The organism is Labrys sp. LIt4, assembly GCF_017813775.1.
Classification (GTDB): Bacteria; Pseudomonadota; Alphaproteobacteria; order Rhizobiales; family Labraceae; genus Labrys; species Labrys okinawensis_A.
In genome coordinates this window covers 87,576-109,017 of the sequence record NZ_JAGIPY010000008.1, presented here as the reverse complement: position 1 = coordinate 109,017, position 21,442 = coordinate 87,576, and the positions used below count along the sequence as shown (strand labels likewise).

Sequence of the window (21,442 nt, the reverse complement as noted above, 5' to 3'; positions counted from 1 at the left end):
CGAAACTTCGTGGCGTGCTCGGGCCGGGCGATCGTAGAGGAGCAAGGCGAATAATGGATCTGAACAATCTGCTTGGAAAAGTGCTGGGTGCCGGTGGGCAAATTCTCGACACGCCAGGCAAGAAATTGGCAGCCGGCGGTGCCGCGGCAGGTATCCTGTTTACCGAGACTGGCCGGGACCTCGCTGGCGCTGCGGTGAAATATGGCGGTATTGCCGCTATCGGTGCGCTGGCGCTGCATGCCTGGCAGCGCAGCCAGGCCCAACAGGCTGGCGCGCCGGCAACGGCCGACAGTGGCGCGACCGCAGCGAACAACGCGCCTGGCGGCTTCCTGCCACCGCAATTGTCGAGCCCGCAGCCGCTGCCGCCCGTCATCGACGCCCGCGCAGTGGAGGCAATGCCTGTGGAAACGCCCGCGGCAGCTGAAAGCCACGCCAAGCTCTTACTGGGCGCCATGATCAATGCGGCCAAGGCCGACGGCAATGTCGATGCCGAGGAGCAGAGCCTGATCCTCGGCCATGCCGACAAGCTCGATCTCTCCGACGAGGAACGCAACTTCCTGTTCCAGGAATTGAGCAAGCCATTCGACATGGAGCCGATCGTGCGCGGCGCGACCACGCCGGAACTGGCGGCCGAAGTCTACGCGGTTTCGCGCATCGCCGTCGGCGCCGCATCGCCGGCCGAGAATTCCTATCTGCACGTGCTGGCCGGCCGCCTGAAGCTGCCGCAGACCGTGACCGGTCAGATCGACGATGGTCTGGCCGCCGCCGTCGGCCGATAGGCGCCACGGGGCGCCGGATGGCGATGATCCCCAACTCGCAGGAGACCGGGCTTTTGAGAAAAGCCCAGTTTTTCAAGCCCTTGGGTGGGTTGGGAGGACGGGATTATGTTCCATAATATATCTTATGCGAATTAGAGATGGGGCCAAGCGCCCCACTCCCGGGACTGGTTTCGGCCCGCCTTCGCCGCATCCTTGAGCAAACACTCACAATCGAAATAGCCGGCTGGCGGTGACGCATCTTACCGGCGTTAGCAGCGCTCTTCGGGCGTACGGGCTTCGTCCGTGCGGTATCTGGCAAGGCCGCAGCGCGCCACGCAGTTTCAGCCGACCATCGACTGCCGCTCATCGGCATGCCAATTTCAGCGACTAGGACCGACATTTTCGGAGGTCGTCCGATGCGCCGCATGTTCCTCGTCTGCCTGCTCTTGCTGGCGCCGCCGGCCTGGGCCGCTTCGGACTTCACGGATGGAGTCTGGCTCACGACGGGATATGGCCACGCCTATGCCATTAGCGGTGGCCATTTGCAGCGCTTCGAGATCACGGCAATCAGTTGCCAGAAGTCGGTCTCCGCCGAACGCGTAACCGCTTCTGGAAACGCCGCGCGGTTTGTCGGCTCCAGCATCAACAGCGATACCGGAGTGACCGATGCCTTCGTTTTTCGCCCTGGGCAGCGGCCCCATGAGCTCGTGCTGACTGTCGACGGCGCCGCAACCCAGACCGAACTCACCCGCTCCGACACGCTGCCGGCAACCTGCTCACAGACCGCCTCCACGGATGCCCTCGTCAATTTCGATATTTTTGCGCGGACCTTCGCCGAGCAATATCCTCTCTTCGCACAGCACCGCGTGGATTGGGCAGCCGTGACAGCCAGGCACCGTGCGGCCATCAGTTCCTCGACGGATGAACAGACGCTCTTCGCCCATTTTCGCGAGATGCTGGCGCCCCTCGAAGATGCCCATGTCTGGGTGGAGGCGCCGGCTCTCGGCCAGGAATTCAGCGGCTGGCGCCCACCCTTGGCCAGGAGCGAGGCAATTCACCAAAAGTCGCTCGCCATCGTCGAGAAGCGCTTCCTGGCGACGCCCCTCGCCTGGTATTGCAACCGCCAGCTTGCATTCGGCATGCTGCCCGACGGTATCGGCTATTTGCTGATCGTCAGTTTCGAGAACTACGACAGGAATGCCGAAACCGCAGTGCAGACGGCGGCGCTCGACGCCGCGCTGGACGATATCTTCGGCAAGGCACCAGGCCTGCGGGGTCTTGTTGTCGACATACGTTTCAATGGCGGCGGCACTGAAATGTTAGGGCTTCAGATCGCCGCGCGTCTCACCACCAGGCCTTATCCCGCCTCCAGCAAGATTTTCCGCATCGATCCGGTGGATTCGACGAAATTCAGCAAACCGCAGCCCATCATGGTCACGCCTTCCGGGCGCTCGGGTTTTTACGGGCCAATGGTGCTGCTGATGGGCCACGACAGCGTCAGCGCGGCAGAGGCTTTCGCCATGTCGCTCCAAGGGCGCACACCTGAACCCGTCTTCATCGGCGAGAACACCCAAGGGGTCTTCTCCGACGTGCTGATCCGCCATTTACCGAATGGCTGGCGCTTCGGCGTTCCTAATGAAATCTACTTGAATGAAGATAAGCAAGCCTATGATGTAGCGGGCATTCCGCCCGATGTTCCTGTCCCTCTGTTCACGGACGCTGATCTCGAGGCCGGGCGCGATCCGGCCCTCCGGACCGCGATGCGCGCCATTGACGAAGCGGCCCTTGCGGATCGTTTTCCGAGTCACTCAAATCGCTAGGAAGATACTTTAATTTATATATGCAATATATTGATATGTATAGCTTTTTATGATAGTCTTTGCTTCAATAATCTCTCGATCTCCGCGATCATGGCATCGGTACTGCGTGTACGGCAATAATGGCCGTTCATGCTCTCAATCGAAGCAATGTGATTTTCGGGCGTCTCGGCTGCACAACAATCCTCGATCTGCGTCACGAGGAAGCCGCGGTCGGCCGCATCTCGAATGGCGGATTCGACGCATTGGTCGGTCACCACCCCATAGATGACCAGGAACTCCACGCCGAGATTGCGCAGCACATACTCGATATTGGTGGCGTTGAAGATGCCGGATGCCGTCTTGGGAATGACGATCTCATCGCCCCTGGGACCGACGGCCTCGATCACCTTGGCCTCCCAGCAGCCCTTCGGGAAATTCAGGCCCGAGATCTTGTGGTCGAGGCTACGGTCCCGCCCATCCTGAGTGAGGCTTTCCAGCACGGTGAAGATAACCTCGATGCCAGCCGTCCTGGCCGCTTCCTGCAGGCGCGCCTGGTTCGGGATCACCACGCTGTCGATGCGCTCATAGAAAGCCCGCTTCGGCGCTTCCGGCGTACCGGGCATGCGCGCCCGGGCCAGGATCTGCGCATTGAACTCGCCGTTCTGCATGTCGACATTGAGCAGCGCCGTTCGGGCCGGAACGATCGCGCGCTCCCGGTAAGCGCCGCGCGGCGCGTCGATGGCTGGAAGGCCGGCCATGAGGTCCTCACAGATGGATGCCTTGTTGTAATTCAGATTACGGCTTTGCCCGTAATTGACCTATCCTGTACCGAGCCATTGTGAAAGACAATGGCATCCGCACGGACGCCGAGAAGAGGTATCGCCATGGAGCCCCCAAGAGCCGCCCTGCCCCAGACCGGCACGACGCTTGCCGACCGCGTCGCGGCGACCATGCCATCCCTGAGCGACGCGGAGAAACGGGCGGCCCGCGCCCTCCTCGCCCGTTATCCGACCACCGGCATGGAGACGGTGGCCCTGTTCGCCGAGAGGGCCAAGGTGAGCGCTCCCACCATTCTGCGCTTCGTGGCCAAGCTGGGATTTCCAGGCTATGCCGATTTTCGGCGTGCCCTGCGCGAGGAGATGGAGGCTCAGGCCGAATTCCCCCTGACGCGCCCCCATGCGGATGCCTCGACCTCGGCGCTCGCCGAATTCGGGGGCGCCCTGGCCGAGACGGTGCAAGGCTCGATCGCCATGATCAACGAGGCGGAACTCGCCCGTCTGGTCGACATCCTCGTCGATGAGCGACGCCAGGTCTTTCTGCTTGGCGGCGACTTTACCGAGCCGGCCGCACGTCATCTCGAATTCCATCTGCGCAAGCTTCGCGGCAGGGTCCGACTGTTCTCTCCGGGCCTGATGCGACGCGCCGACGAACTCGCCGAACTTCGGCGCAAGGACGTCGTCATTCTGTTCGACATCCGCCGTTATCAGGCGGATACCGTGCGTACGGCCGAGGTGGCCAGGAGCCGCGAAGCCGTGGTCGCTCTCTTTACCGACCAGTGGATGTCGGATGCCGCTCAGGTTGCTGATATCGTGCTGAGGGCCCGTGTCGACGTTCCCTCCCCCTGGGACAGCCTGATCGGTGTAATCGCCCTGGTGGAAGCGGTCGCCCTCGCCATCGACGCCCGGCAATGGCCGATTGCCAGAGCCCGCTTCGAAACCATCGAAGGTGTCCGTCACAAGCTGCTCCCATGACGCTCTTCATTTTTGCCAAAAATTACGGCATCGCCGCTATTAACATCATCTTGTAAGAAATAATTCTCGCATGCTAGCGTTCGTCCCCATAATAACAGGGGAACGGCACGCCAATGGCAACAAAGCCTGAGAGCGTCATCACGGTCTGCTGTAGCGACATTGCCGGCCAGGTCAGGGGCAAGGGATTTCCCGCAGCCGATCTGGAGAGCCGCCGTCGCTTCGGTGTCGGCTGGACCCCGACCAACGTCATGATCAACTGCTTCGGCCGTATCCCCGCCACGCCCTTCGGTGCGGAAGGCGACCTCATGCTGGTGCCGCAAGCGGGTGGGGATATCCGCCTGCCCTATGAGGACGGCACGCCCGCCGAGCACATCATTCTCGGCGATATCAAGACCATGGCGGGTGAGGCCTGGGATTGCTGTCTGCGCAGCCTGCTCAAGCGAGCCCTGGCCGCACTCGAAGCGGAGGCGGGCCTGCGCCTCGTCGCCAGCTTCGAGCACGAATTCTGGTACGAGGCCGGTGAGGAACGCCCGGGCGACTCGTATGCGGCCAGCAGTCTCAGAGGCATGGAGGGCTTCATCGGCTCCTTCCTGGCGGCCTTGCGTGCCAACGATATCGTCCCCGACACCTTCCTGCCCGAATATGGGCCGAGGCAGTATGAGATTACCATCGAGCCGGCGGAAGGTTTGAAGGCGGCCGACCAGGCGGTGAAGCTCCGCGAGATCTGCCGCTCGCTGGCCCGCCGCCACGGCAGCCATGCCAGTTTCTCGCCGGTGGTGACGCCGGGTATCGTCGGCAATGGCGTGCATATCCATTTCAGCTTGACCGATCTTGCCGGCAAACCAGTCTGTCATGCCCCCGCAGGTCCGGCCGGACTGAGCGAAATCGCTGCTTCCTTCTGCGCCGGCATTCTCAGGCATGCCCGGGCGCTATGCGCCGTTACCGCGCCAAGCGTGATCTCCTATGAGCGACTGAAACCGCATTCCTGGTCGGCCTGTTACGCCAATCTCGCCGATCGGGACCGCGAGGCGCTCTTGAGGATCTGCCCTTATCCGGAGATCCAGGGCGTCGATATCGCCAAGCGCTACAATATCGAATATCGCGGTGCCGATGCCGCTGCGAGCCCTTACCTGCAGCTCGCCATGCTGGTTTTTGCCGGCCTTTCGGGCATACGCGACACCCTGCCCGTTCCCTTCATCTCCAGCGGCGATCCGGGACGCTGGAGCACCGAGGAGCGCTCTCAGCGCGGTATCCATGACCTGCCGCGCAGCCTCGGCGAGGCCTTGGAAGCACTGGAGGCCGACAGCCTCGCCACGGCCTGGCTCGGCCCGGTGCTGACCAAGGCCTATCTGACGCACAAGCGCGGTGAGATCGAGATGGCCGGGGATAGGAGCCTGGAAGAACTCTGCGCGCTCTATGCGAGAGCCTATTGATGACCTCGCCCCTGCGCACAAGCTCGACCGGCTTGCTCACTGGCGGGGATCCGCCGCCGGTCGGCCTGCACAATGGGGAGGCCTCCTCGCCGTTCCTGATCATCTGCGACCATGCCGGCAATGCGGTTCCCGCCGCCTTGGCGGGGCTGGGCCTGCCGCAATCTGAGCTCGACCGCCATATCGGTGTCGACATCGGCATTCTGGGCGTCAGCAAAGGCCTGTCCGATCATCTGCAGGCGCCCCTGATCTTCCAGCGTTATTCGCGTCTGGTGGCCGAGTGCAACAGGCGGCTCGACTCGCCGAGCTTCATGACCCCCATTTCCGACGGAACGGTCGTGCCGGCCAACCAGGATCCAACGGCCGATGACCGCCAGGCCCGCATCCGCGAGATCGTCGAACCCTATCATGCCGAGATATCAGGCCGCATCGACCACAGGCTGGCGGCCGGCCTGCCCCTCATCCTGGTGTCGATGCACAGCTTCACGCCCTCGCTCCGCGCCGCGCCCGCCCCGCGCCCCTGGCATATCGGCCTTTGCTATCACCACAATCGTCACTTCTCGGACCTGGTTCTCGATGAGCTGGCCCACCAGCGAGATCTCGTGATCGGGCGCAACGAACCCTATGGCGTCAACATGGCCGAGGACTATTCCGTGCCCGTCCATGGCGAGGAACGGCGCCTGCCCTATGTCGAATTCGAGATCCGCCAGGACCTGATCGCCGATGCCTCCGGCCAGGCCGCCTGGGCGGAGCGGCTCGCTCCCGTCCTGAGCGCGGCCCATGCGCGCTTGGCAATGGAGAGCGGCCGATGATCCCCGACCGCAATGCCCCTCTCGATCCGGCCCGGACCGCCATCCTGGTGATCGACACGCAAGATGGCATCTTCAACGCACAGGCGGAGGTGACGCGTCCCCATTTCTATCGCTCGGCACGAGACATCACGATTCCCAACATCGCGCGCCTGCTGGCCGCCGGCCGGGCCGCCGGTACCGAGATCGTCTATACCGTCATCGCCAGCCTGACCAGGAACGGGCGCGACCGCAGCCTCGACTACAAGCAAACCGGCTTTCATTTCTCACCCGGCAGCCCGGAAACGCGTGTCATCGCCGAACTCGCGCCAGGGCCGGACGAGATGGTGCTGCCGAAGACCTCTTCCAGTCTCTTCAACTCCACCAATTTCGAATATCTCATCCGCAATATCGGGCTCGATACCATCGTGGTAACGGGCTTCCTGACCGACCAGTGCGTCGACCACACGGTGCGCGACGGCGCCGATCGCGGCTTTCGCATGGTCTGTCCCATCGACGCCTGCACCACCGACACGCCTGAGCGCCATGAACAGGCCCTGAGCGCCTTCAAGGGCTATTGCCGGCAGGCCAGCACCGACGAGTTGGTCGGCGAACTGGCGAGCCCGCGGAGACGCGGCGATGGCTGAACCGTCCGTGCAATCCACCGCTCCCCTGCTGCGCACGGCCGATCTCACCAAGGCCTTTCGCGGCCTGGTCGCCCTGCGAAATCACGCGATCAGCGTGGGGGCGGGCGAGATCGTCGGCATCATCGGTCCGAACGGATCGGGCAAAAGCACCTTCTTCAATCTGGTAACCGGCTTCTCTCGTCCCAATGCCGGCACGATCGAGTTCCTGGGGCAATCGATCGCCGGCCTGTCCACCGCTGCCATCGTCGAACGGGGCATCGCCCGGACCTTCCAGGGCTCGCGCCTGTTCGGCTCGCTGAGCGTGCGGGACAACGTGCTGGCCGCAGCGCAGCTTCGTCACCCCATCGGCCCGCTGGCGGCGATCGTGCGGGGCGCGCGTTACCGGGAGCGCCTGGCTGCCGCCCAACACTATGCCGATGAACTGCTCGAACTGATGGCCCTCAAGCCGAAGGCCCGGCAGCCCGCATCCGCCCTGCCCTATGGCGACCAGCGACGCCTCGAAATCGCCCGCGCCTTGGCGACGCAACCACGCCTGCTGCTGCTCGACGAACCCGCCGCCGGCCTCGATTCCCACGAGACTCGAATCCTGGCCGGACTGATCCGAACCATCCGGGATCGCTACGGCATCGCCGTCGTCGTGGTCGAGCACGACATGGACCTGATCATGACTCTGTGCGAGCGCATCCAGGTCCTGGCCACCGGCGAGGTCATCTGCACCGGCACCCCCGCGGAAGTGCGCAGCAACAGCAGGGTCCGGGAGGCCTATCTCGGCCATGCCTGACGCCCCCTCTTCCCCCCTGCTCCGGATCGACGGGCTCGAAGTCAATTTCGGCGCGGTGCGCGCGCTCAAGGGCGTGTCCCTCGATATCGGACAGGGAGAAGTCGTCGCACTGGTCGGTGCGAACGGTGCCGGCAAGAGCACGACGCTGCGCACGGTTTCCGGTCTGAGCCGCCCGAAGTCCGGAAGCATCAGCTTTGCAGGCAACACCATCACGGCCCTACGGCCGGCCGAGATCGTGCGGATCGGCATCTCGCACAGTCCGGAAGGCCGGCGCCTGTTCGGCAGCTTGACGGTAGCGGACAATCTGCGCCTCGGCGCCTGCACGCGTCGGGATCGCGCCGGCATCATCCGAGACCAGGAACGCATGTTCGCCCTGTTCCCCATCCTCAAGCAGCGCTTGGCGCAATTGGCCGGCACGCTCTCGGGCGGCGAGCAGCAGCAGCTTGCCCTTGCCCGCGCCATGATGGCCGCCCCCCGCCTCCTCCTGCTCGACGAGCCCTCGCTCGGCGTCGCTCCGCTGCTGGTCCGTCACATCTTCGACGCGCTGGCCGAGCTCAAGCGCCAGGGCATGACCATGCTCCTGGTGGAGCAAAACATCGCCATCGCGCTCGAGCTGGCCGATCGGGCCTATGTGCTGCGCACCGGCCGGGTGGTGCTGTCCGGCAGCTCCGCCGAGCTGACCGCCAATGACCGCGTCGCCCAGGCCTATCTGGGGGCCGATGAATGAGCGCCTTCGAATATATCCTCCAACAGATCATCAACGCCGTCAGCCTGGGCAGTCTCTACGCCCTGGTCGCCGTGGGCCTGTCCATCGTCTTCGGCGTGTTGCGGCTGACCAATTTCGCCCATGGCGATGTAATGATGGTGGGCGCCTTCACCACCGTGATCCTCGGCGCCGCCGGCATACCTTTCGCTCTCGCCATGCTCTGCGGCATCCTCGCCGCCGCCCTGGCCGGCTTCCTGATCGAACGCATCGCGTATCGGCCCATCCGCAGCGCGCCGGACGTGACGCGGCTGCTGACGAGCCTGGCCGTCACCTACATCCTGGAAAATCTCGGCATCCTGGCCTTTACCTCTTCACCACGTAATTTTCCCCTGCCCGACCTGCTCAACGGCTCCTGGCAATTGGCGGAGGGCGCCATCACCTTCACCAACATCAACCTGCTCACCATCGGCCTCTCCTTCCTGTCGCTGCTGGTCCTCGGCTGGTTCATCACCCGCACCACCGTCGGGCTCGGCATGCGCGCGGCGGCCGAGGACATGTCGGCCGCCCATCTCGTCGGCCTCGACGTCAACCGCGTGATCGTGATCGCCTTCGTGGTGGCTTCCGCCTATGCCGGGCTCGCCGGCGTGCTCTGGGCGGCGCAGGCGGGCGTCGTCCAGCCCCAGATGGGTTTCACGCCCTTGCTGAAGGCCTTCGTCGCCGCGATCATCGGCGGCTTCGGCTCGATCTCGGGCGCCCTCGTCGGCGGCTACATGCTTGGGGCGCTGGAGATCTTCATCGTCGCCTTCCTGCCGGATGCCGTGACGCCCTATCGCGACGCCATCGTCTTCAGCCTGCTGATCGCCTTCCTGCTGTTCCGTCCCGGTGGCCTGCTGCAGCCCAATCGCGAGATCAAGCTATGAAAGCCGGCCTGCGCCTTCCGCTCACCATCGCCCTGGGCCTGGCGCTCGCTGCCGTGGTCGCCATCGGTGCGCCACTTGTCCTGAGCGATTATTTCACCCGCATCCTCATCCTGATCGCGCTCAACTCGATCCTGGTGCTCTCGCTCTCCCTCAGCAACGGCTTCACCGGCGTGTTCTCGCTCGGCCATGTCGGCTTCGTCGGCGCGGGCGCCTATGCCTCGGGCATCCTGTCGCTGACGGTGCAGCAGAAGGCTGCCTTGCTGCCGCATCTACCGGCGCTGCTGTCGGGCTTCAGCCTGCCCTTCCTGCCGGCCACATTGGCGGCAGGCCTGTTCACGGCTCTGCTCGCGGTGATCGTCGGCTATCCCCTGATGCGCCTGTCGGGCTATTTCGTCTCGGTGGCGACGATGGGCTTTCTCATCATCGTCAACGTCGTCCTGATCAATGCGGCCGATTTCACCCGCGGCTCGCGCACTTTCACCGGCGTGCCGCTGCAGACCAACCTGCCCTGGGTGATGGCCTGGCTGGTGGTGACACTGCTCCTGCTGGCCCGCTTGGTCTATTCGCCTTTCGGCCGCTCGATGATGGCCGCCAGGGACGACACCATCGCCGCCGGCGCCGTCGGCATCGACGTGCTACGTACACGGCTGATCGCCTTCGTGACCGGGGCCTTCTTCGCGGGCGTGGGCGGCTCGCTCTATGCCCATTATCTCGGCTCTTTCTCGCCGATCACCTTCTACTTCGCCATGACGCTGAACCTGATCGCCATGCTCGTGCTGGGCGGCATGGGCTCCCTTTCCGGCGCCCTGATCGGCGTCGTCTACGTCTCCATTCTTTCGGAAGTGCTGCGCACGGCCGAGCGCGGGTTCAGCCTGCTCGGCCTGAGCGTGCCGCCTCTGTTCGGGGCGAGCCAGATCGTGCTCGGCATCCTCTTCATCCTGATCATGATCTTCCGGCCGAAGGGGATCATGGGCGACCGCGAACTGACTTTCGGGGCGACCAAAACATCGGCGAGCAGTCCATCAATTGAGAGGTGACCAGATGTTGACGTTGAGCAGACGCAGAACCCTCGCCCTCGGCCTGTCGGCCGCCGCCATGCTGGCGATTGCCGGCCCGGCTCTCGCCGCCGATCCGATCAAGATCGGCTATTCGGCCAATCTCACCGGCGTGCAGGCCTCGCTTGACGGGCCGATGCTGAACGGCGCCAAATTGGCGGCGCAGGAGATCAATGCCGCTGGCGGCGTACTGGGCCGGCCGATCGAGCTGGTGACCTATGATTCAAAATCGGACGCCACCGTGATCTCCACCGTCGCCAGCCAGATGATCGACAGCGACAAGGTGGTCGGCATCATCGGCTTTGCGGATTCGGATTCGGTACTCGCCATCGGCCCCCAGGTCCAGAAGGCGGAAATCCCCTTCGTCACCCCGGGCGCCACCTCGCCCAAGCTGCCGGCCCAGCTCGGCAACGAGGTCTTCCTCGCCGCCTTCGGCGACAATGTCCAGGCTGCCGTGGGAGCCGAGTTCGCGCTGAAGACGCTGAACGCCAAGACCTGCTATCTGCTCACGGATATCGGCACCGAATACACCACCCTGCTCTCCGACTATTTCGTCAAGGCCTATGAGCATGGCGGCGGCAAGATCGTCGGCAAGGACAGCTACAAGATCGGCGACAAGACCTTCACGGCCCAGATCGCCAAGATCAAGGCCCTGTCCGAAAAGCCGGCCTTCATCTATGCGGCCGCCAATGCCGAGGAGATCGGCCTCATCCTCAAGCAATTGCGTCAGGCCGGTATCACCCTGCCAGTGGTCGGCGGCGACGGGTACGACACGCCCCTGCTGCTGCAGGTCGGTGGCGAGGCCGCCAACGACACCTATTTCACCACCCACGCTTTCATCGGCGATGGCGCCAACGCCAAGGTGAAGGCCTTCATGGACGCATATCAGAAGGCCTACAACACCGCGCCCGAAAATGCCTTTGCCGCACTCGGCTACGATGCGGTGAAACTGATGGCCGATGCGATCAAACGGGCCGGTGCGCCCGAGTCCGCCAAGATCCGCGATGCTCTCGCGGCGACTTCCGGTCTCGACGGCGTGACGGGCACGATCACCTACCGCCCGAACGTCTCGGTGCCGGACAAGTCGGTCTCGGTGATCGGCGTCAAGGGCGGCAAGCTCACGCTCGCCGGCGAGGCCGCACCCTCCTTCGTCGCGGAGCCCTGACATGGCCGCGCCCCTGTCCTTGTGGGAGGTCTATCGCGCCGCATTCGCCGGCGCGATCTTCACCGATCTGAGCCACGCCTTCCACCCCGGGCAGCCCCGCTTCTCGGCCTTTCCGGACGAGGAGCGCCAGCTCGTATTCGACTACCCCAAGGGCGATGCCTTCCAGGTGCATCGCTATACCTTTGTGGGGCAATGGGGCACGCATGTCGATCCGCCGGTGCATTTCATCGAGGGTGGGCGTGCTGTTGACGACCTGCCGGTCACTGAAATGCTGCTGCCCCTGGTGGTGCTGGATATCCGCGAGAAAGTCGCCGGCAATGCCGATGCCACACCGGAGCCGGCAGATGTCGCAGCCTGGGAGGAGCGCAACGGGCCCATTCCCGCCGGATGCTTCGTTGCCCTGCGCACCGGGTGGTCGAAACGCTGGCCCGACAATGAGCGCTTCTATAATCGCTCGGCGGACGGTATTTCCCATTGTCCCGGCTGGTCGCGGGTGGTGCTCGAGGAACTGTTCGAGGGACGGGGGATCGCCGCCATCGGCCACGAACAGATCGACACCGATCCCGGCCAGGCGACGTCCAGGGGCGATTTCAGCCTCGAGCATTATGTACTCTCACGCGACCGATGGCAGATCGAGTTGCTCGCCAATCTCGATGAACTGCCGGAGGCCGGCGCCTTGATCATGGCATGCTGGCCAAAAGCGAAAGGAGGTTCGGGCTTTCCAGCGCGCGCCATCGCCATCCATCATTGATTTCCGACAGGTTCGGTCTCGTGCCTGCCCTGCCAAAAGCATTCCGACGGACCGCGCTCAACTCTTTCCAGGCCAGTATTCACATACGAAATCCGTCCGGACGATATCGCTTCACCGCGAAGACAGGCATTTCACGCCTAGCTTGACTTCACAAGCCAGCACTTCGACACACACTGCACTTACCTGACCCGTCGCACTCGAATCCATGTGACCGCACAACCATTCCGTGCTAGCCTATCCTTAGGTAATTTTGCCTGATACGCCTGGAGTGAACATGGGACTGTTCAATTTCATCAAAGACGCCGGCCACAAAATGTTCGGTTCGAGCAAGGCCGAGGCGGCACCGGCGCCGGCTCCGACCGATGTCGCCGCGCTGGTGAAAAAGCAGATCGAGGAAGCCGGACTCAAGGCCGACGGCCTGCAGGTTTCGGTGGACGGCGACAAGGTCGTCCTGGGCGGCACCGCTCCTTCCCAGGAAATTGCCGAGAAGATCATCCTCACCGCCGGCAACAACAATGGCGTGGCGCAGGTCGACAGCCAGCTCGGCGTCAACACCCCCGGCACGCCCTCGACCATGTATACGGTCGTCAAGGGTGACACGCTCTGGGCCATTGCCGAGAAGCATTACGGCAAGGGCAAGGGCAATCTCTACAAGGAGATCGTCAAGGCCAACACGCCGCCGGTCAAGGATCCCGACCACATTCTCCCAGGCTGGGTCCTGCGTATTCCGCCGATCGGGCAGGCCTAAAGCACATCCTGCGTCCCAGCTACAGATCGAACCCGGCGAGCCGTCTCGCCGGGTTTTTCTTTCGAGGAGGTGCTTTTCAGAAGATGACACACGCCGCACCTCTTGGCCGCAGGCGCCTCAACGCTTGCCTGTTGCCATCAAGGGAATCGACTTATCGCCCGTAGCTCTGGAGCCAGAGCGTGCGTCGCGCCAGTTCCTCCAAGCGACAACTCCTGTCATCGATCAAGGCAGCCTGACCGCCCTCGCCATCCTCGCCGCTATCACACGCATTCCACCGTGATTTCAGCCATTCGCGCTGCGACTGGCGCAGTGTCTCCCGGCTGGCTTCATCCTGAAGGCGCCTCAGTACGGCTTGATAGTTGGTATTCAATTTCTTGTCGACGCGCTCGAATTCGTCATCGATGCAGTCCGTGATCTTGGCGGTGACACCTTCGGTCCGGCCTGCGCAATCGTCATATTGCCGGGAATAGACCTTTCCATTGATCTCGTCATGGCTCGGTTTGAAGGCTTCGTAGGCGGGTGCGGCCAGCGCCGGCATCGAAGCGAGGCTGAGAAACAACAGGGAAAATGCAGGGAGTCGTGACATGGTGATCCTATTCTTCACGATTACCGACGGATGACACCGCATTCCGTCGCGCGCGGATATATGTTGTGGAACACCGTCTCGCATGCATGAAGGCAGGCAACGCTGACATATTCCCGCGCTTGGGGCGTCGCTGAGCAAAAACGTCGCCGCCGGTCGGTATGAGCCCCCTACTTCACCGCTCCTGCCGTAAGCCCCGCCACGATCTGACGCTGGGCGAACAGGGTCAGCAGCAGCACGGGCAACGTCACCACGAGCGCCGCGGCGGCGAGCGGCCCCCAGCTCACCTGTTCGAAGGACAGCATGTTGTAGACGGCCACCGGCAGCGTGCGCGTCTCGCGGCTGGCCAGCACGATGCCGAAGACGAAATTGTTCCAGGAGAAGATCACCGCCAGGATGAGGGACACCACGATACCCGGCTTGGCGATCGGCAGCGCCACCTTGAGGAAGATCTGCCATCGCGAGGCGCCGTCGATCATGGCGGCCTCCTCCAGTTCCAGCGGCGTAGTCTCGAAATAGCCGATCATGATCCAGATCACGATCGGGATCGTCACCACCAGATGGATGATGATCTGCGGCCACAGCGTACCGAGCAGGCCGAGCGACTGGAACAACAGGAACATCGGGATCAGGAAGGAAAGGCCTGGCGTCATGCGGGCGATCATGATCACCATTGCCGCCTTGTCCGCCTTGATGCGAGCGATGCCATAGCCAGCCGGCACGCCGACGATCAGCGCCAGCGCCGTGGCCGCGCCGGTTACGATCACGCTGTTCCAGAAATAGCGCAGGAAATCATTGGTGGCGAAGATCTCGGTATAGTTCGACCAGGCGAACTGCTCGGGGATCAGGATCGGCGGATAGGCGCCATTGTCGATCTCGTATTTCAGCGAGAGCGACAGCATCCAGATGAAGAACAGCAGCGCCGGCGACACCACGACAAAGCCGAGAAAGAGCGTGCCGGCGAGACGCAGGAGGCGTCGAAATTTCATCATCCTGGCCTCATGTATTCCATTTCGCGCGCTGGCGCAGATGCAGCAGCACCAGCGACATCACGATGATGATGATGAAGAACACCACGGCGATCGCCGAGCCGTAGCCGATGTCGTAATAGGAGAAGGCCACGTTGTAGAGGTAGAGATTGATGGTCTCCGAAGCCGTGCCCGGACCTCCCTGCGTCATGGCGTAGATGATGTCGAAGCTCTTGAGGGCGTCGATCGAGCGGATGATCACCGCGATCATCATGAAGGGCAGGATCATCGGCAGGGTGATGTAGCGGAACTTCTGCCAGGCATTGGCGCCGTCGATCTCGGCACCCTCGAAGGGCTCGCGCGGCATCGAGGCGAGCCCACCAAGCACGATGAGCATGATGAGCGGCGTCCACTGCCAGGTCTCGACCAGCACCAGGGACGGGATCACGGTGCCCTGCTCGAAGATCCAGGCCTGCGCCGGAATGCCGACCAGCGACAGCAGATAGTTCAGGACGCCGAGCTGGGGATGGAACATCATGGTCCAGACCAGGGCGACGGCGACGGGCGTGGCCATCATCGGCATCACGAAGATGCCGCGCAGCACGCCGCGCAGCGGCATTTTCGAATCGAACACCAGAGCAGCCAGCGTTCCCAGGATCAGCGGCGCCACCACCGAGAGCACAGTGTAGGTGAGCGTGTGCCACATCGACTCCCAGAACCGGGTATCGCCGACCAGGCGGGTATAGTTCTCCAGCCCGACGAAGCGCGGCGCCGATCCGACCTGCCAGGCGTTGGCACTCATGCCGACGGTAAACAGCCACGGGAAGACGATCACCGCCGCCACGAGTATGAGCGCCGGCAGGATGAAGGGCCAATAGCCCGGCCGCAGGGGGCCGGACGCATTGGCGTTCGTCTGGACAGACGCCATGGCGGGGCTTTGGACGCTCATTGCGCCTCGCTGCGGGCGAGCACGGGCTTGAAGGCTTCCGTCGCCTTCTTCATCTCGGCCGCCGGATCGGCACCGCCGAGCAGATTGGTCAGCCCGACGCCGATGATGTCGCGGAATTCCGTCACCGGAATGATCACGGGAAGCCCGAGCTGGCTGATCGGCGCCGATTGCGCGACGCAGTCGACCCAGCTGCCGGGCATGGTGACGCCTTCGCGCACCTTGGCGTCACCAAGGATCGAATTGCGGAACGGTACGCCGGCTCCAGCCTGCAGCAGGCGCGCGCCCATCTCCTTGGAAATCGCCCACTGGCAATAGAGATAGGCGGCTTCCTTCTTGGCCGAGGCCTCGGTGACGCCGATGCCGTCACCGAAAGTGGCGGAGGCCTGTGCAGCCGGCCCCTTGGGCATCACGCCATAGCCGACCTTGCCGACCACGCGGGACTTCTGCGGATTTTCCAGCGGCGGGGCAAAGCCGACGCCATCGAGCCACATGCCGACCTTGCCCTGCAGGAAGGCGGACTGGCATTCGGCCCAGTTGAAACCGGTGACGCCGCGCGGAGCCGACTTGGTCATCAGGCGCTGGTAGAGCGCGGCAGCCTCGATCGCCTCGGCGGAATCGGTCTGCAGCGAACCGTCCGCGCCGACGGGGCTCTTGCCATGGCCGAGCAGGAAGCTGGTCCACACCGGCACATTGGCGTTCTTGGCACCGCGCGCCACGAAGCCGGAAATGTTGTTGTCGGCATCTGTGATGGTTTCGGCCGCCTTGACCATCTCCTCGAAGGTCTTGGGATATTCCAGCCCCTTGGCGGCGAACAGATCCTTGTTCCAATAGACGATCCAGTAGTCGACCGAGAAAGGCAGCGCCCCGAAGCGGCCATTCTTGTCCTTGGCGAAAGCGAGACCCGCGGCAGCGAAATCACTCTCGACTAGGGAAGGATCCGTCAGTTCCGGATTTTTGAGGAACGGGCCGAGATCAGCCAGCCAGCCGGCCTTCTCGAACTGGCGCTTCTGTACGTGATAGCTGACATGGATGACGTCGAAGCTCGGCTTGCCGGAGGTCAGCTCGATCACCGCCTTCTGGCGTTGCTGCTGTTCGGGCGTCTGCTCGGCATTGACCTTGATGCCGGTCAGCTCTTCGAATTCCTTCTGGTATTTCTGCAGCGTATCGCCGCGCGGGCTCTTGATCAGGTTCACCTCGAGCGTGGTGCCGGCATATTTCTTCCAGTCGACAGCTGCGAAGGCAGGCCGAAGGCCGGCAAGGCCAGCGGCACCGAATGCGGCTGAACCGGCCAGAAATTGGCGACGCGACGGCTTCAACAAATCAAAACTCATAGGTTTCTCCTCCCAAAGCTTCTTATGGATCGTCTGTCTCGCAGATCGTCCCGGCGCTAGACCTTCAGCGCCAGGGCGCGGGCGTTGTTGATGTGTTCGGCAATGGCATCCACCGCCTTTTGCGGCTCGCGGCTCTCGATCGCAGCGAGAATGGCCAGATGCTCGCGCATGACCGGCACCACCCGGCCGTCGATCCGGAAGCGCTCCTGATTGATCAGGCGCATCTTGATGGAATTGACCCGGTAGGCCTTGGCGATGATCTCGTTGCCGACCGCATCGATGATGGTGTCATGCAGGTTCCAGTCGATCGCCTGGGCCTGCTCGACGATCTCGGGTGCGAGCTCTTCGGCCAGCCCCCGGGCGAGCATGTCCTCATGCTCGCGGCGCAGTTTCGCGACCACGGCATCCGATGCCGAAACGGTGAACAGCGCGATCGCCTCCTTTTCCAGAAAGAGACGGAACTGGAAGGCATCGCGGATGAGATTGAGATCGATATGGGCGATTTGGATGCCGCGCTGCGGGATGGTGGAAAGCAGGCCTTCGGCCTCCAGGCGCGGCACGAGTTCGCGTATGGCGCCGAGCGGCAACCCCGTCAGCGCCACCAGTTCGCGCTGCGACACGAACTGGCCGGGACGGACATCGCGCGCCAGGAGATGGCGAGTGAAACTGGCATAGGCCTTTTCCCGCAGTCGCAGCGGCTCGCCTCCCTCGTCCATCCGCCCCTCCCTGATCCGCAGCAGCGCGCGTCGGTGACCGCACGCTTGCCTGCTCCGCCTCTTCGTTTCGACGCTTTTTGCGATTCCTGCCGATTCCGGCAAACCGCAAAACGCTTCAGGCCGCCTTCGTCTGCCCGATACGATCCAACAGCCCGGCCAGTGTCCTGGCGTCATTATCCGACAGCGCGACCAGCGGCGCCCTCGTGGCGGACCATGCCGCATCGCCGGTGCGATGGGCAACCATTGCCTTGACCGCCGGGATCACCGGATAGCGAACGAGCTGGTCGACAAAGGCGGTCAGCCCGCTGTCGTCCCGCCCCTCCTGCACCATGGGGAGCATGCGTTCGGGGCAGATGTTCGCCATGCCGGAAATCGCCCCCTGCCCGCCCAGACGCACACCGGCAGCAAGGCCTCGCTCGTCGCCGATCAGGATGGCAAGATCGCGGTGGGCAGCCAGCAGGGATTGGGTGAATGCCCAATTGCCCGAGGAATCCTTGACGCCGGCCACCACCGCCGGAAAGGCCTGCTTCAGCCGTGCGATCAGATCGACCGAGAGCTCCACCGCGGTGACCGAGGGAATGTTGTAGAGATAAATGCCCCTGGCCTGGGGTCCGATAGCCTCGAACACAGCCGCGAACCAGGCGAACAAACCGTCGTCCTGCAGTCCCTTGAAATAGGAAGGGGGCGCAAGCAGCACGCCGCGGCACCCGGCATCCAGGGCCTGTTTCGCCTGTAATCCGGCATCGGCGATGGCGTTGGCCATCACACCGATGACGATCTGCCTGGCCTCTACGCCCTCAGCCAGGAAAGCGGCGAGCAAAGCCTGGCGTTCGCTGGCGCCGATCGAAGCGCCCTCCCCGGTGGTGCCGAACAGCGTGACGCTGCTGCAGCCATGGGCAAGGCACCAGCGCGCGTGGGCGACGGCACGGACCGCATCAATCTGTCCCCAGGAGTCGAACGGCGTCGTCAATGCCGCCGAAAGACCGAAACGTTCCTCTGCCATCCCAATAATTCCATCGAAATCTCAATATGCAATCTTCGATAACAGACTGACATGTCAGTCGCAAGACAGACGCCATGTTTGTCTGAACAATATTTCTGCTCACAGGCTTGACCCGGGAGATTGCGCCAATGGAAATAAGGGCATTGCTCACTTCACGGCTTCGGCTCGGCGCAGCTGCAAGCCGGACCGACAAAGCGCCCGACTTCTGGCCGATAATGATTTCATCCGAAAGGCTCGCCGCCGGCTGGCCCAACCTCGCACGCAATGCCGATTTCGCCGCCTTGCTCGATCGCAGCCTTCATCGCCTTACGGGCCAAGGCCTTCTTCCCGATCGCTTCGAAAACCAGGCTGCCGCCGATTGGCTCTATGCCGAGGCACCCTTCTGCCTCCTGGCTCACGACACCAGGGCGGATCCCATATTCATCTATGGAAACAAGGCTGTGCAGGCATGTTTTGAATATGATTGGGAGGAATTGACGCAACTTCCATCCCGCCTGTCAGCGGAATTTCCAGATCGGAGCGAACGCCAGCGCTTGCTCGACACCGTGAAGAAGCAGGGCTTCATTTCCGACTATCGGGGCATTCGTGTCGCCAAATCCGGCCGCCGCTTCCTGATCGAGAAGGCCATCGTCTGGGAAATATTCGACGACGCAGGCAACCGCCATGGCCAGGCTGCGACATTCTCATCCTGGCGCAATGTGAGCTGATGCTTCAGCGAATGAGCAGCGCCGTTCCCCACAGTCCGAGCGCAAACACGGTGTGCGCCATCAGGTTGAGCAGGCGCGCCTTGTTGGGATTAGGCGTCTTGGAGGCGGCCCAACCGATGCCGAGCCCTGGCTGCAGCAGGAACCAGCCGGCGCCGACCGTGACGATGCCCCAGATCCAGGCGGGAAGGAAGGTCGGGTTCGCCAGCCAGGAACTGCCCATGAAAACGACCAGCATAATGCCGTAGAGAATGCCCACGACATAATGGCCGATCCAGCCCAGCGCCAATTCATGATCATAGGGCGACGCCTTGGCGATATCGTCATGGAAGACGCGGCCATACTGCAGGTGCCAGAACCAGCGGCCGACCGGAGCCCAGTTCGGCAGGTTCTGACCGAAGAATTTGTGCAGCACTAGCGCCCACAGATCCATCAGGACCGTTGCACCGATACCGATCGCGACGCCGCGCCAGAGAAGCTCGAACATACCGAATCCGCAAAGCCCACCGTGAATTCATCATACAAAACACCGGGCGACTGGCCGGCGCAAGCTCTCAGGCCTCGAGAAGAGCGCGGATTTCGTCGGGATCGCCGGTGATGATACGGCGGGCCAGCGAAATGCTGAAACCGCCGCGGGCCAGCACGGCAATCTCCTTCTCGATCTCGAAAGCCCTTTCCTCACGGCGCCAGGGACCGATCCGCCGGCGCTGCGCCAGGCGGGCAGCCGCCCTTTCTTCCGCGTCATGCCGGTCCTCGCCCGCGAAAACTTGTGCCATCAGGGTGCGATCGATCCCCTTCGCCGCCAAGGCTGCGCCGATGCGGCGTGCGGAAAGCCCCCGACTGCGGCCGGCATGAAGGCGAGCCTCCACGAAACTGGTGTCGTCGACGAAGCCATATTGCCGGCAATAGTCGATCGTGCGTTCGATCATTTCGGCCACATCCACGTCCGGCCCGAGCCTGCGGCGCGCCCGCCGCTGCAAGACCTGGCGAAGATTGGCGACGCTGGTCGACCGCTGGCCGAGATAATGGAGCGCGGACTTGCGCATCCAGCTTTCTTCGCGGCTCAGCGACGGGATGACGGACATGGCGGCCTCGAATCGTTGGAAAGAACTTGCCGGAACTCATGGCCGCGCGCCATCATCACCGGGCTCGGACCTGGCTTGACAAGAATCGCGGCACGCCGGCCTCTGCACGTCTTCTCGGATCAGGCGGTTCCCATGTCCTTCTCTCTGGTGATTTTCGATTGCGACGGCGTTCTCGTCGATAGCGAGATTCTGTCGGCGGAAGTCGAAGCCGAGGCACTGTCGGCCCTCGGCGTAGAAGTCACCGCCCATGACGTGATGCAGCGTTTCCTGGGCCTGACCCAGGAGGCCTTGGAGGAGCGTTTCGAGCAGGATTTCGGCGTCAGGCTGCCGCCGGACCATGCCGAGACCACGCGTCGCATGCTTCGGGCGGCCTATGTAGCCCGTCTGGAACCCATTCCAGGCGTGCGCGACGTGCTTCAAAGCCTGCCGATGCCCTATTGCGTCGCCTCCAACAGCCCCCCCGCCAAGCTCGGCCTTGGCCTCAGCATCACCAACCTGTTCGAACTGGTCTATCCCAACATCTTCAGCGCGCAGCTGGTAGCGCAGGGAAAACCGGCGCCGGACCTGTTTCTTCATGCGGCAAAGGTTCTCGGGGCAGAACCCGCGGATACCGTGGTGGTCGAGGACAGCGTGGTCGGCATCAAGGCAGCCAAGGCCGCCGGTATGACGGCGATCGGCTTCGTCGGCGGGCTGCATCATATGCCGCCCAGCGAAGAAACCCTGGTCGCGGCAGGCGCCGATCACATCGCGCACACGATGGACGAGGTGAAGGCACTGATCCTGGCTTGAGATCGGGGGCTGTTG

Annotated in this window: 24 protein-coding genes; 15 read left to right on the top strand and 9 right to left on the bottom strand. The window is 63.2% G+C overall.

The window, feature by feature from the left end; genetic code table 11:
• Window positions 1-53: 53 nt before the first annotated feature.
• Window positions 54-779 carry a tellurite resistance TerB family protein gene (locus tag J8I29_RS16480; RefSeq protein ID WP_209432483.1) on the top strand — a complete coding sequence of 242 codons (726 nt, stop codon included), beginning with the start codon at window positions 54-56 and terminating at the stop codon, window positions 777-779.
• A gap of 395 nt (window positions 780-1,174) precedes the next feature.
• On the top strand, window positions 1,175-2,578 hold the full coding sequence (locus J8I29_RS16475) for a S41 family peptidase (protein ID WP_209432482.1): 1,404 nt from the start codon (window positions 1,175-1,177) through the stop codon (window positions 2,576-2,578).
• 47 nt (window positions 2,579-2,625) lie between these two features.
• Here the strand turns inward: J8I29_RS16475 and J8I29_RS16470 are convergent, their stop codons facing one another.
• Window positions 2,626-3,315: an isochorismatase family cysteine hydrolase gene (locus tag J8I29_RS16470; RefSeq protein WP_209432481.1), complete on the bottom strand. Its 690-nt coding sequence runs from the start codon at window positions 3,313-3,315 to the stop codon at window positions 2,626-2,628.
• 126 nt (window positions 3,316-3,441) lie between these two features.
• On the opposite strand from J8I29_RS16470, the gene J8I29_RS16465 reads away from it, so the two are divergent.
• The 11 genes from J8I29_RS16465 (at window position 3,442) to lysM (ending at window position 13,299) form a co-directional block, all read left to right on the top strand.
• The gene (locus tag J8I29_RS16465; protein WP_209432480.1) at window positions 3,442-4,308 is read left to right on the top strand and encodes a MurR/RpiR family transcriptional regulator; all 867 of its coding nucleotides are present in this window, start codon (window positions 3,442-3,444) and stop codon (window positions 4,306-4,308) included.
• 113 nt (window positions 4,309-4,421) lie between these two features.
• Window positions 4,422-5,741 carry a glutamine synthetase family protein gene (locus J8I29_RS16460; RefSeq protein WP_209432479.1) on the top strand — a complete coding sequence of 440 codons (1,320 nt, stop codon included), beginning with the start codon at window positions 4,422-4,424 and terminating at the stop codon, window positions 5,739-5,741.
• Entirely contained in the window at window positions 5,741-6,550 is an 810-nt protein-coding gene (locus tag J8I29_RS16455; RefSeq protein WP_209432478.1) for an N-formylglutamate amidohydrolase, read from the top strand. The genes J8I29_RS16460 and J8I29_RS16455 overlap by 1 nt, the downstream gene beginning before the upstream one ends.
• A complete protein-coding gene (locus J8I29_RS16450; RefSeq protein ID WP_209432477.1) occupies window positions 6,547-7,173 on the top strand; it encodes an isochorismatase family cysteine hydrolase in 627 nt (208 codons plus the stop codon). The genes J8I29_RS16455 and J8I29_RS16450 overlap by 4 nt, the downstream gene beginning before the upstream one ends.
• Entirely contained in the window at window positions 7,166-7,954 is a 789-nt protein-coding gene (locus tag J8I29_RS16445; RefSeq protein ID WP_209432476.1) for an ABC transporter ATP-binding protein, read from the top strand. The genes J8I29_RS16450 and J8I29_RS16445 overlap by 8 nt, the downstream gene beginning before the upstream one ends.
• Window positions 7,947-8,681: an ABC transporter ATP-binding protein gene (locus J8I29_RS16440; RefSeq protein ID WP_209432475.1), complete on the top strand. Its 735-nt coding sequence runs from the start codon at window positions 7,947-7,949 to the stop codon at window positions 8,679-8,681. Before J8I29_RS16445 ends, J8I29_RS16440 begins: the two co-directional genes overlap by 8 nt.
• Window positions 8,678-9,580 carry a branched-chain amino acid ABC transporter permease gene (locus J8I29_RS16435; RefSeq protein WP_209432474.1) on the top strand — a complete coding sequence of 301 codons (903 nt, stop codon included), beginning with the start codon at window positions 8,678-8,680 and terminating at the stop codon, window positions 9,578-9,580. The genes J8I29_RS16440 and J8I29_RS16435 overlap by 4 nt, the downstream gene beginning before the upstream one ends.
• The gene (locus J8I29_RS16430; RefSeq protein ID WP_209432473.1) at window positions 9,577-10,617 is read left to right on the top strand and encodes a branched-chain amino acid ABC transporter permease; all 1,041 of its coding nucleotides are present in this window, start codon (window positions 9,577-9,579) and stop codon (window positions 10,615-10,617) included. The genes J8I29_RS16435 and J8I29_RS16430 overlap by 4 nt, the downstream gene beginning before the upstream one ends.
• A gap of 4 nt (window positions 10,618-10,621) precedes the next feature.
• A complete protein-coding gene (locus J8I29_RS16425) occupies window positions 10,622-11,800 on the top strand; it encodes an ABC transporter substrate-binding protein (RefSeq protein ID WP_105863199.1) in 1,179 nt (392 codons plus the stop codon).
• 1 nt (window position 11,801) lies between these two features.
• Complete coding sequence (locus J8I29_RS16420; protein ID WP_209432472.1) at window positions 11,802-12,551, top strand: cyclase family protein; 750 nt, start codon at window positions 11,802-11,804, stop codon at window positions 12,549-12,551.
• A gap of 274 nt (window positions 12,552-12,825) precedes the next feature.
• Window positions 12,826-13,299, top strand: coding sequence for a peptidoglycan-binding protein LysM (gene lysM / locus J8I29_RS16415; RefSeq protein ID WP_105863201.1), 474 nt, complete (start codon window positions 12,826-12,828; stop codon window positions 13,297-13,299).
• Window positions 13,300-13,450: 151 nt separating this feature from the next.
• Here the strand turns inward: lysM and J8I29_RS16410 are convergent, their stop codons facing one another.
• The 6 genes from J8I29_RS16410 to J8I29_RS16385 all read right to left on the bottom strand — a co-directional run bounded on the left by J8I29_RS16410 (window position 13,451) and on the right by J8I29_RS16385 (window position 18,849).
• Window positions 13,451-13,885 (bottom strand): lysozyme inhibitor LprI family protein, encoded by a 435-nt coding sequence (locus J8I29_RS16410; RefSeq protein WP_209432471.1) that lies wholly within the window; start codon window positions 13,883-13,885, stop codon window positions 13,451-13,453.
• Between the two features lie 167 nt (window positions 13,886-14,052).
• A complete protein-coding gene (locus J8I29_RS16405; protein WP_105864695.1) occupies window positions 14,053-14,871 on the bottom strand; it encodes a carbohydrate ABC transporter permease in 819 nt (272 codons plus the stop codon).
• 10 nt (window positions 14,872-14,881) lie between these two features.
• Complete coding sequence (locus J8I29_RS16400; RefSeq protein ID WP_245197095.1) at window positions 14,882-15,778, bottom strand: sugar ABC transporter permease; 897 nt, start codon at window positions 15,776-15,778, stop codon at window positions 14,882-14,884.
• A gap of 17 nt (window positions 15,779-15,795) precedes the next feature.
• Entirely contained in the window at window positions 15,796-17,130 is a 1,335-nt protein-coding gene (locus tag J8I29_RS16395) for a sugar ABC transporter substrate-binding protein (protein WP_209432469.1), read from the bottom strand.
• A gap of 56 nt (window positions 17,131-17,186) precedes the next feature.
• Window positions 17,187-17,846, bottom strand: a complete 660-nt coding sequence (locus J8I29_RS16390; RefSeq protein WP_209432468.1) for a GntR family transcriptional regulator — start codon at window positions 17,844-17,846, stop codon at window positions 17,187-17,189.
• 115 nt (window positions 17,847-17,961) lie between these two features.
• Window positions 17,962-18,849 (bottom strand): dihydrodipicolinate synthase family protein, encoded by an 888-nt coding sequence (locus J8I29_RS16385; protein ID WP_209432467.1) that lies wholly within the window; start codon window positions 18,847-18,849, stop codon window positions 17,962-17,964.
• A gap of 215 nt (window positions 18,850-19,064) precedes the next feature.
• Between J8I29_RS16385 and J8I29_RS16380 the strand changes: the two genes are divergently transcribed.
• On the top strand, window positions 19,065-19,556 hold the full coding sequence (locus tag J8I29_RS16380; RefSeq protein WP_209432466.1) for an MEKHLA domain-containing protein: 492 nt from the start codon (window positions 19,065-19,067) through the stop codon (window positions 19,554-19,556).
• A 4-nt stretch (window positions 19,557-19,560) separates the two neighbouring features.
• Here the strand turns inward: J8I29_RS16380 and J8I29_RS16375 are convergent, their stop codons facing one another.
• Complete coding sequence (locus J8I29_RS16375; RefSeq protein ID WP_209432465.1) at window positions 19,561-20,040, bottom strand: DUF2938 domain-containing protein; 480 nt, start codon at window positions 20,038-20,040, stop codon at window positions 19,561-19,563.
• 67 nt (window positions 20,041-20,107) lie between these two features.
• On the bottom strand, window positions 20,108-20,638 hold the full coding sequence (locus J8I29_RS16370; protein ID WP_209432464.1) for a RecX family transcriptional regulator: 531 nt from the start codon (window positions 20,636-20,638) through the stop codon (window positions 20,108-20,110).
• Window positions 20,639-20,770: 132 nt separating this feature from the next.
• Here J8I29_RS16370 and J8I29_RS16365 point away from each other — a divergent pair, with 132 nt between their 5' ends.
• A complete protein-coding gene (locus J8I29_RS16365) occupies window positions 20,771-21,427 on the top strand; it encodes an HAD family hydrolase (protein ID WP_209432463.1) in 657 nt (218 codons plus the stop codon).
• Window positions 21,428-21,442: the final 15 nt, after the last annotated feature.

Coding starts and splice junctions, on each gene's coding strand:
- J8I29_RS16425 (WP_105863199.1), top strand. CDS start 10,622: ATGTTGACGTTGAGCAGACGCAGAACCCTCGCCCTCGGCCTGTCGGCC.
- J8I29_RS16430 (WP_209432473.1), top strand. CDS start 9,577: ATGAAAGCCGGCCTGCGCCTTCCGCTCACCATCGCCCTGGGCCTGGCG.
- J8I29_RS16460 (WP_209432479.1), top strand. CDS start 4,422: ATGGCAACAAAGCCTGAGAGCGTCATCACGGTCTGCTGTAGCGACATT.
- J8I29_RS16390 (WP_209432468.1), bottom strand. CDS start 17,846: ATGGACGAGGGAGGCGAGCCGCTGCGACTGCGGGAAAAGGCCTATGCC.
- J8I29_RS16405 (WP_105864695.1), bottom strand. CDS start 14,871: ATGAAATTTCGACGCCTCCTGCGTCTCGCCGGCACGCTCTTTCTCGGC.
- J8I29_RS16420 (WP_209432472.1), top strand. CDS start 11,802: ATGGCCGCGCCCCTGTCCTTGTGGGAGGTCTATCGCGCCGCATTCGCC.
- J8I29_RS16375 (WP_209432465.1), bottom strand. CDS start 20,040: ATGTTCGAGCTTCTCTGGCGCGGCGTCGCGATCGGTATCGGTGCAACG.
- J8I29_RS16370 (WP_209432464.1), bottom strand. CDS start 20,638: ATGTCCGTCATCCCGTCGCTGAGCCGCGAAGAAAGCTGGATGCGCAAG.
- J8I29_RS16435 (WP_209432474.1), top strand. CDS start 8,678: ATGAGCGCCTTCGAATATATCCTCCAACAGATCATCAACGCCGTCAGC.
- J8I29_RS16400 (WP_245197095.1), bottom strand. CDS start 15,778: ATGGCGTCTGTCCAGACGAACGCCAATGCGTCCGGCCCCCTGCGGCCG.
- J8I29_RS16450 (WP_209432477.1), top strand. CDS start 6,547: ATGATCCCCGACCGCAATGCCCCTCTCGATCCGGCCCGGACCGCCATC.
- J8I29_RS16470 (WP_209432481.1), bottom strand. CDS start 3,315: ATGGCCGGCCTTCCAGCCATCGACGCGCCGCGCGGCGCTTACCGGGAG.
- J8I29_RS16455 (WP_209432478.1), top strand. CDS start 5,741: ATGACCTCGCCCCTGCGCACAAGCTCGACCGGCTTGCTCACTGGCGGG.
- J8I29_RS16365 (WP_209432463.1), top strand. CDS start 20,771: ATGTCCTTCTCTCTGGTGATTTTCGATTGCGACGGCGTTCTCGTCGAT.
- J8I29_RS16480 (WP_209432483.1), top strand. CDS start 54: ATGGATCTGAACAATCTGCTTGGAAAAGTGCTGGGTGCCGGTGGGCAA.
- lysM (WP_105863201.1), top strand. CDS start 12,826: ATGGGACTGTTCAATTTCATCAAAGACGCCGGCCACAAAATGTTCGGT.
- J8I29_RS16385 (WP_209432467.1), bottom strand. CDS start 18,849: ATGGCAGAGGAACGTTTCGGTCTTTCGGCGGCATTGACGACGCCGTTC.
- J8I29_RS16380 (WP_209432466.1), top strand. CDS start 19,065: ATGATTTCATCCGAAAGGCTCGCCGCCGGCTGGCCCAACCTCGCACGC.
- J8I29_RS16475 (WP_209432482.1), top strand. CDS start 1,175: ATGCGCCGCATGTTCCTCGTCTGCCTGCTCTTGCTGGCGCCGCCGGCC.
- J8I29_RS16465 (WP_209432480.1), top strand. CDS start 3,442: ATGGAGCCCCCAAGAGCCGCCCTGCCCCAGACCGGCACGACGCTTGCC.
- J8I29_RS16445 (WP_209432476.1), top strand. CDS start 7,166: ATGGCTGAACCGTCCGTGCAATCCACCGCTCCCCTGCTGCGCACGGCC.
- J8I29_RS16395 (WP_209432469.1), bottom strand. CDS start 17,130: ATGAGTTTTGATTTGTTGAAGCCGTCGCGTCGCCAATTTCTGGCCGGT.
- J8I29_RS16440 (WP_209432475.1), top strand. CDS start 7,947: ATGCCTGACGCCCCCTCTTCCCCCCTGCTCCGGATCGACGGGCTCGAA.
- J8I29_RS16410 (WP_209432471.1), bottom strand. CDS start 13,885: ATGTCACGACTCCCTGCATTTTCCCTGTTGTTTCTCAGCCTCGCTTCG.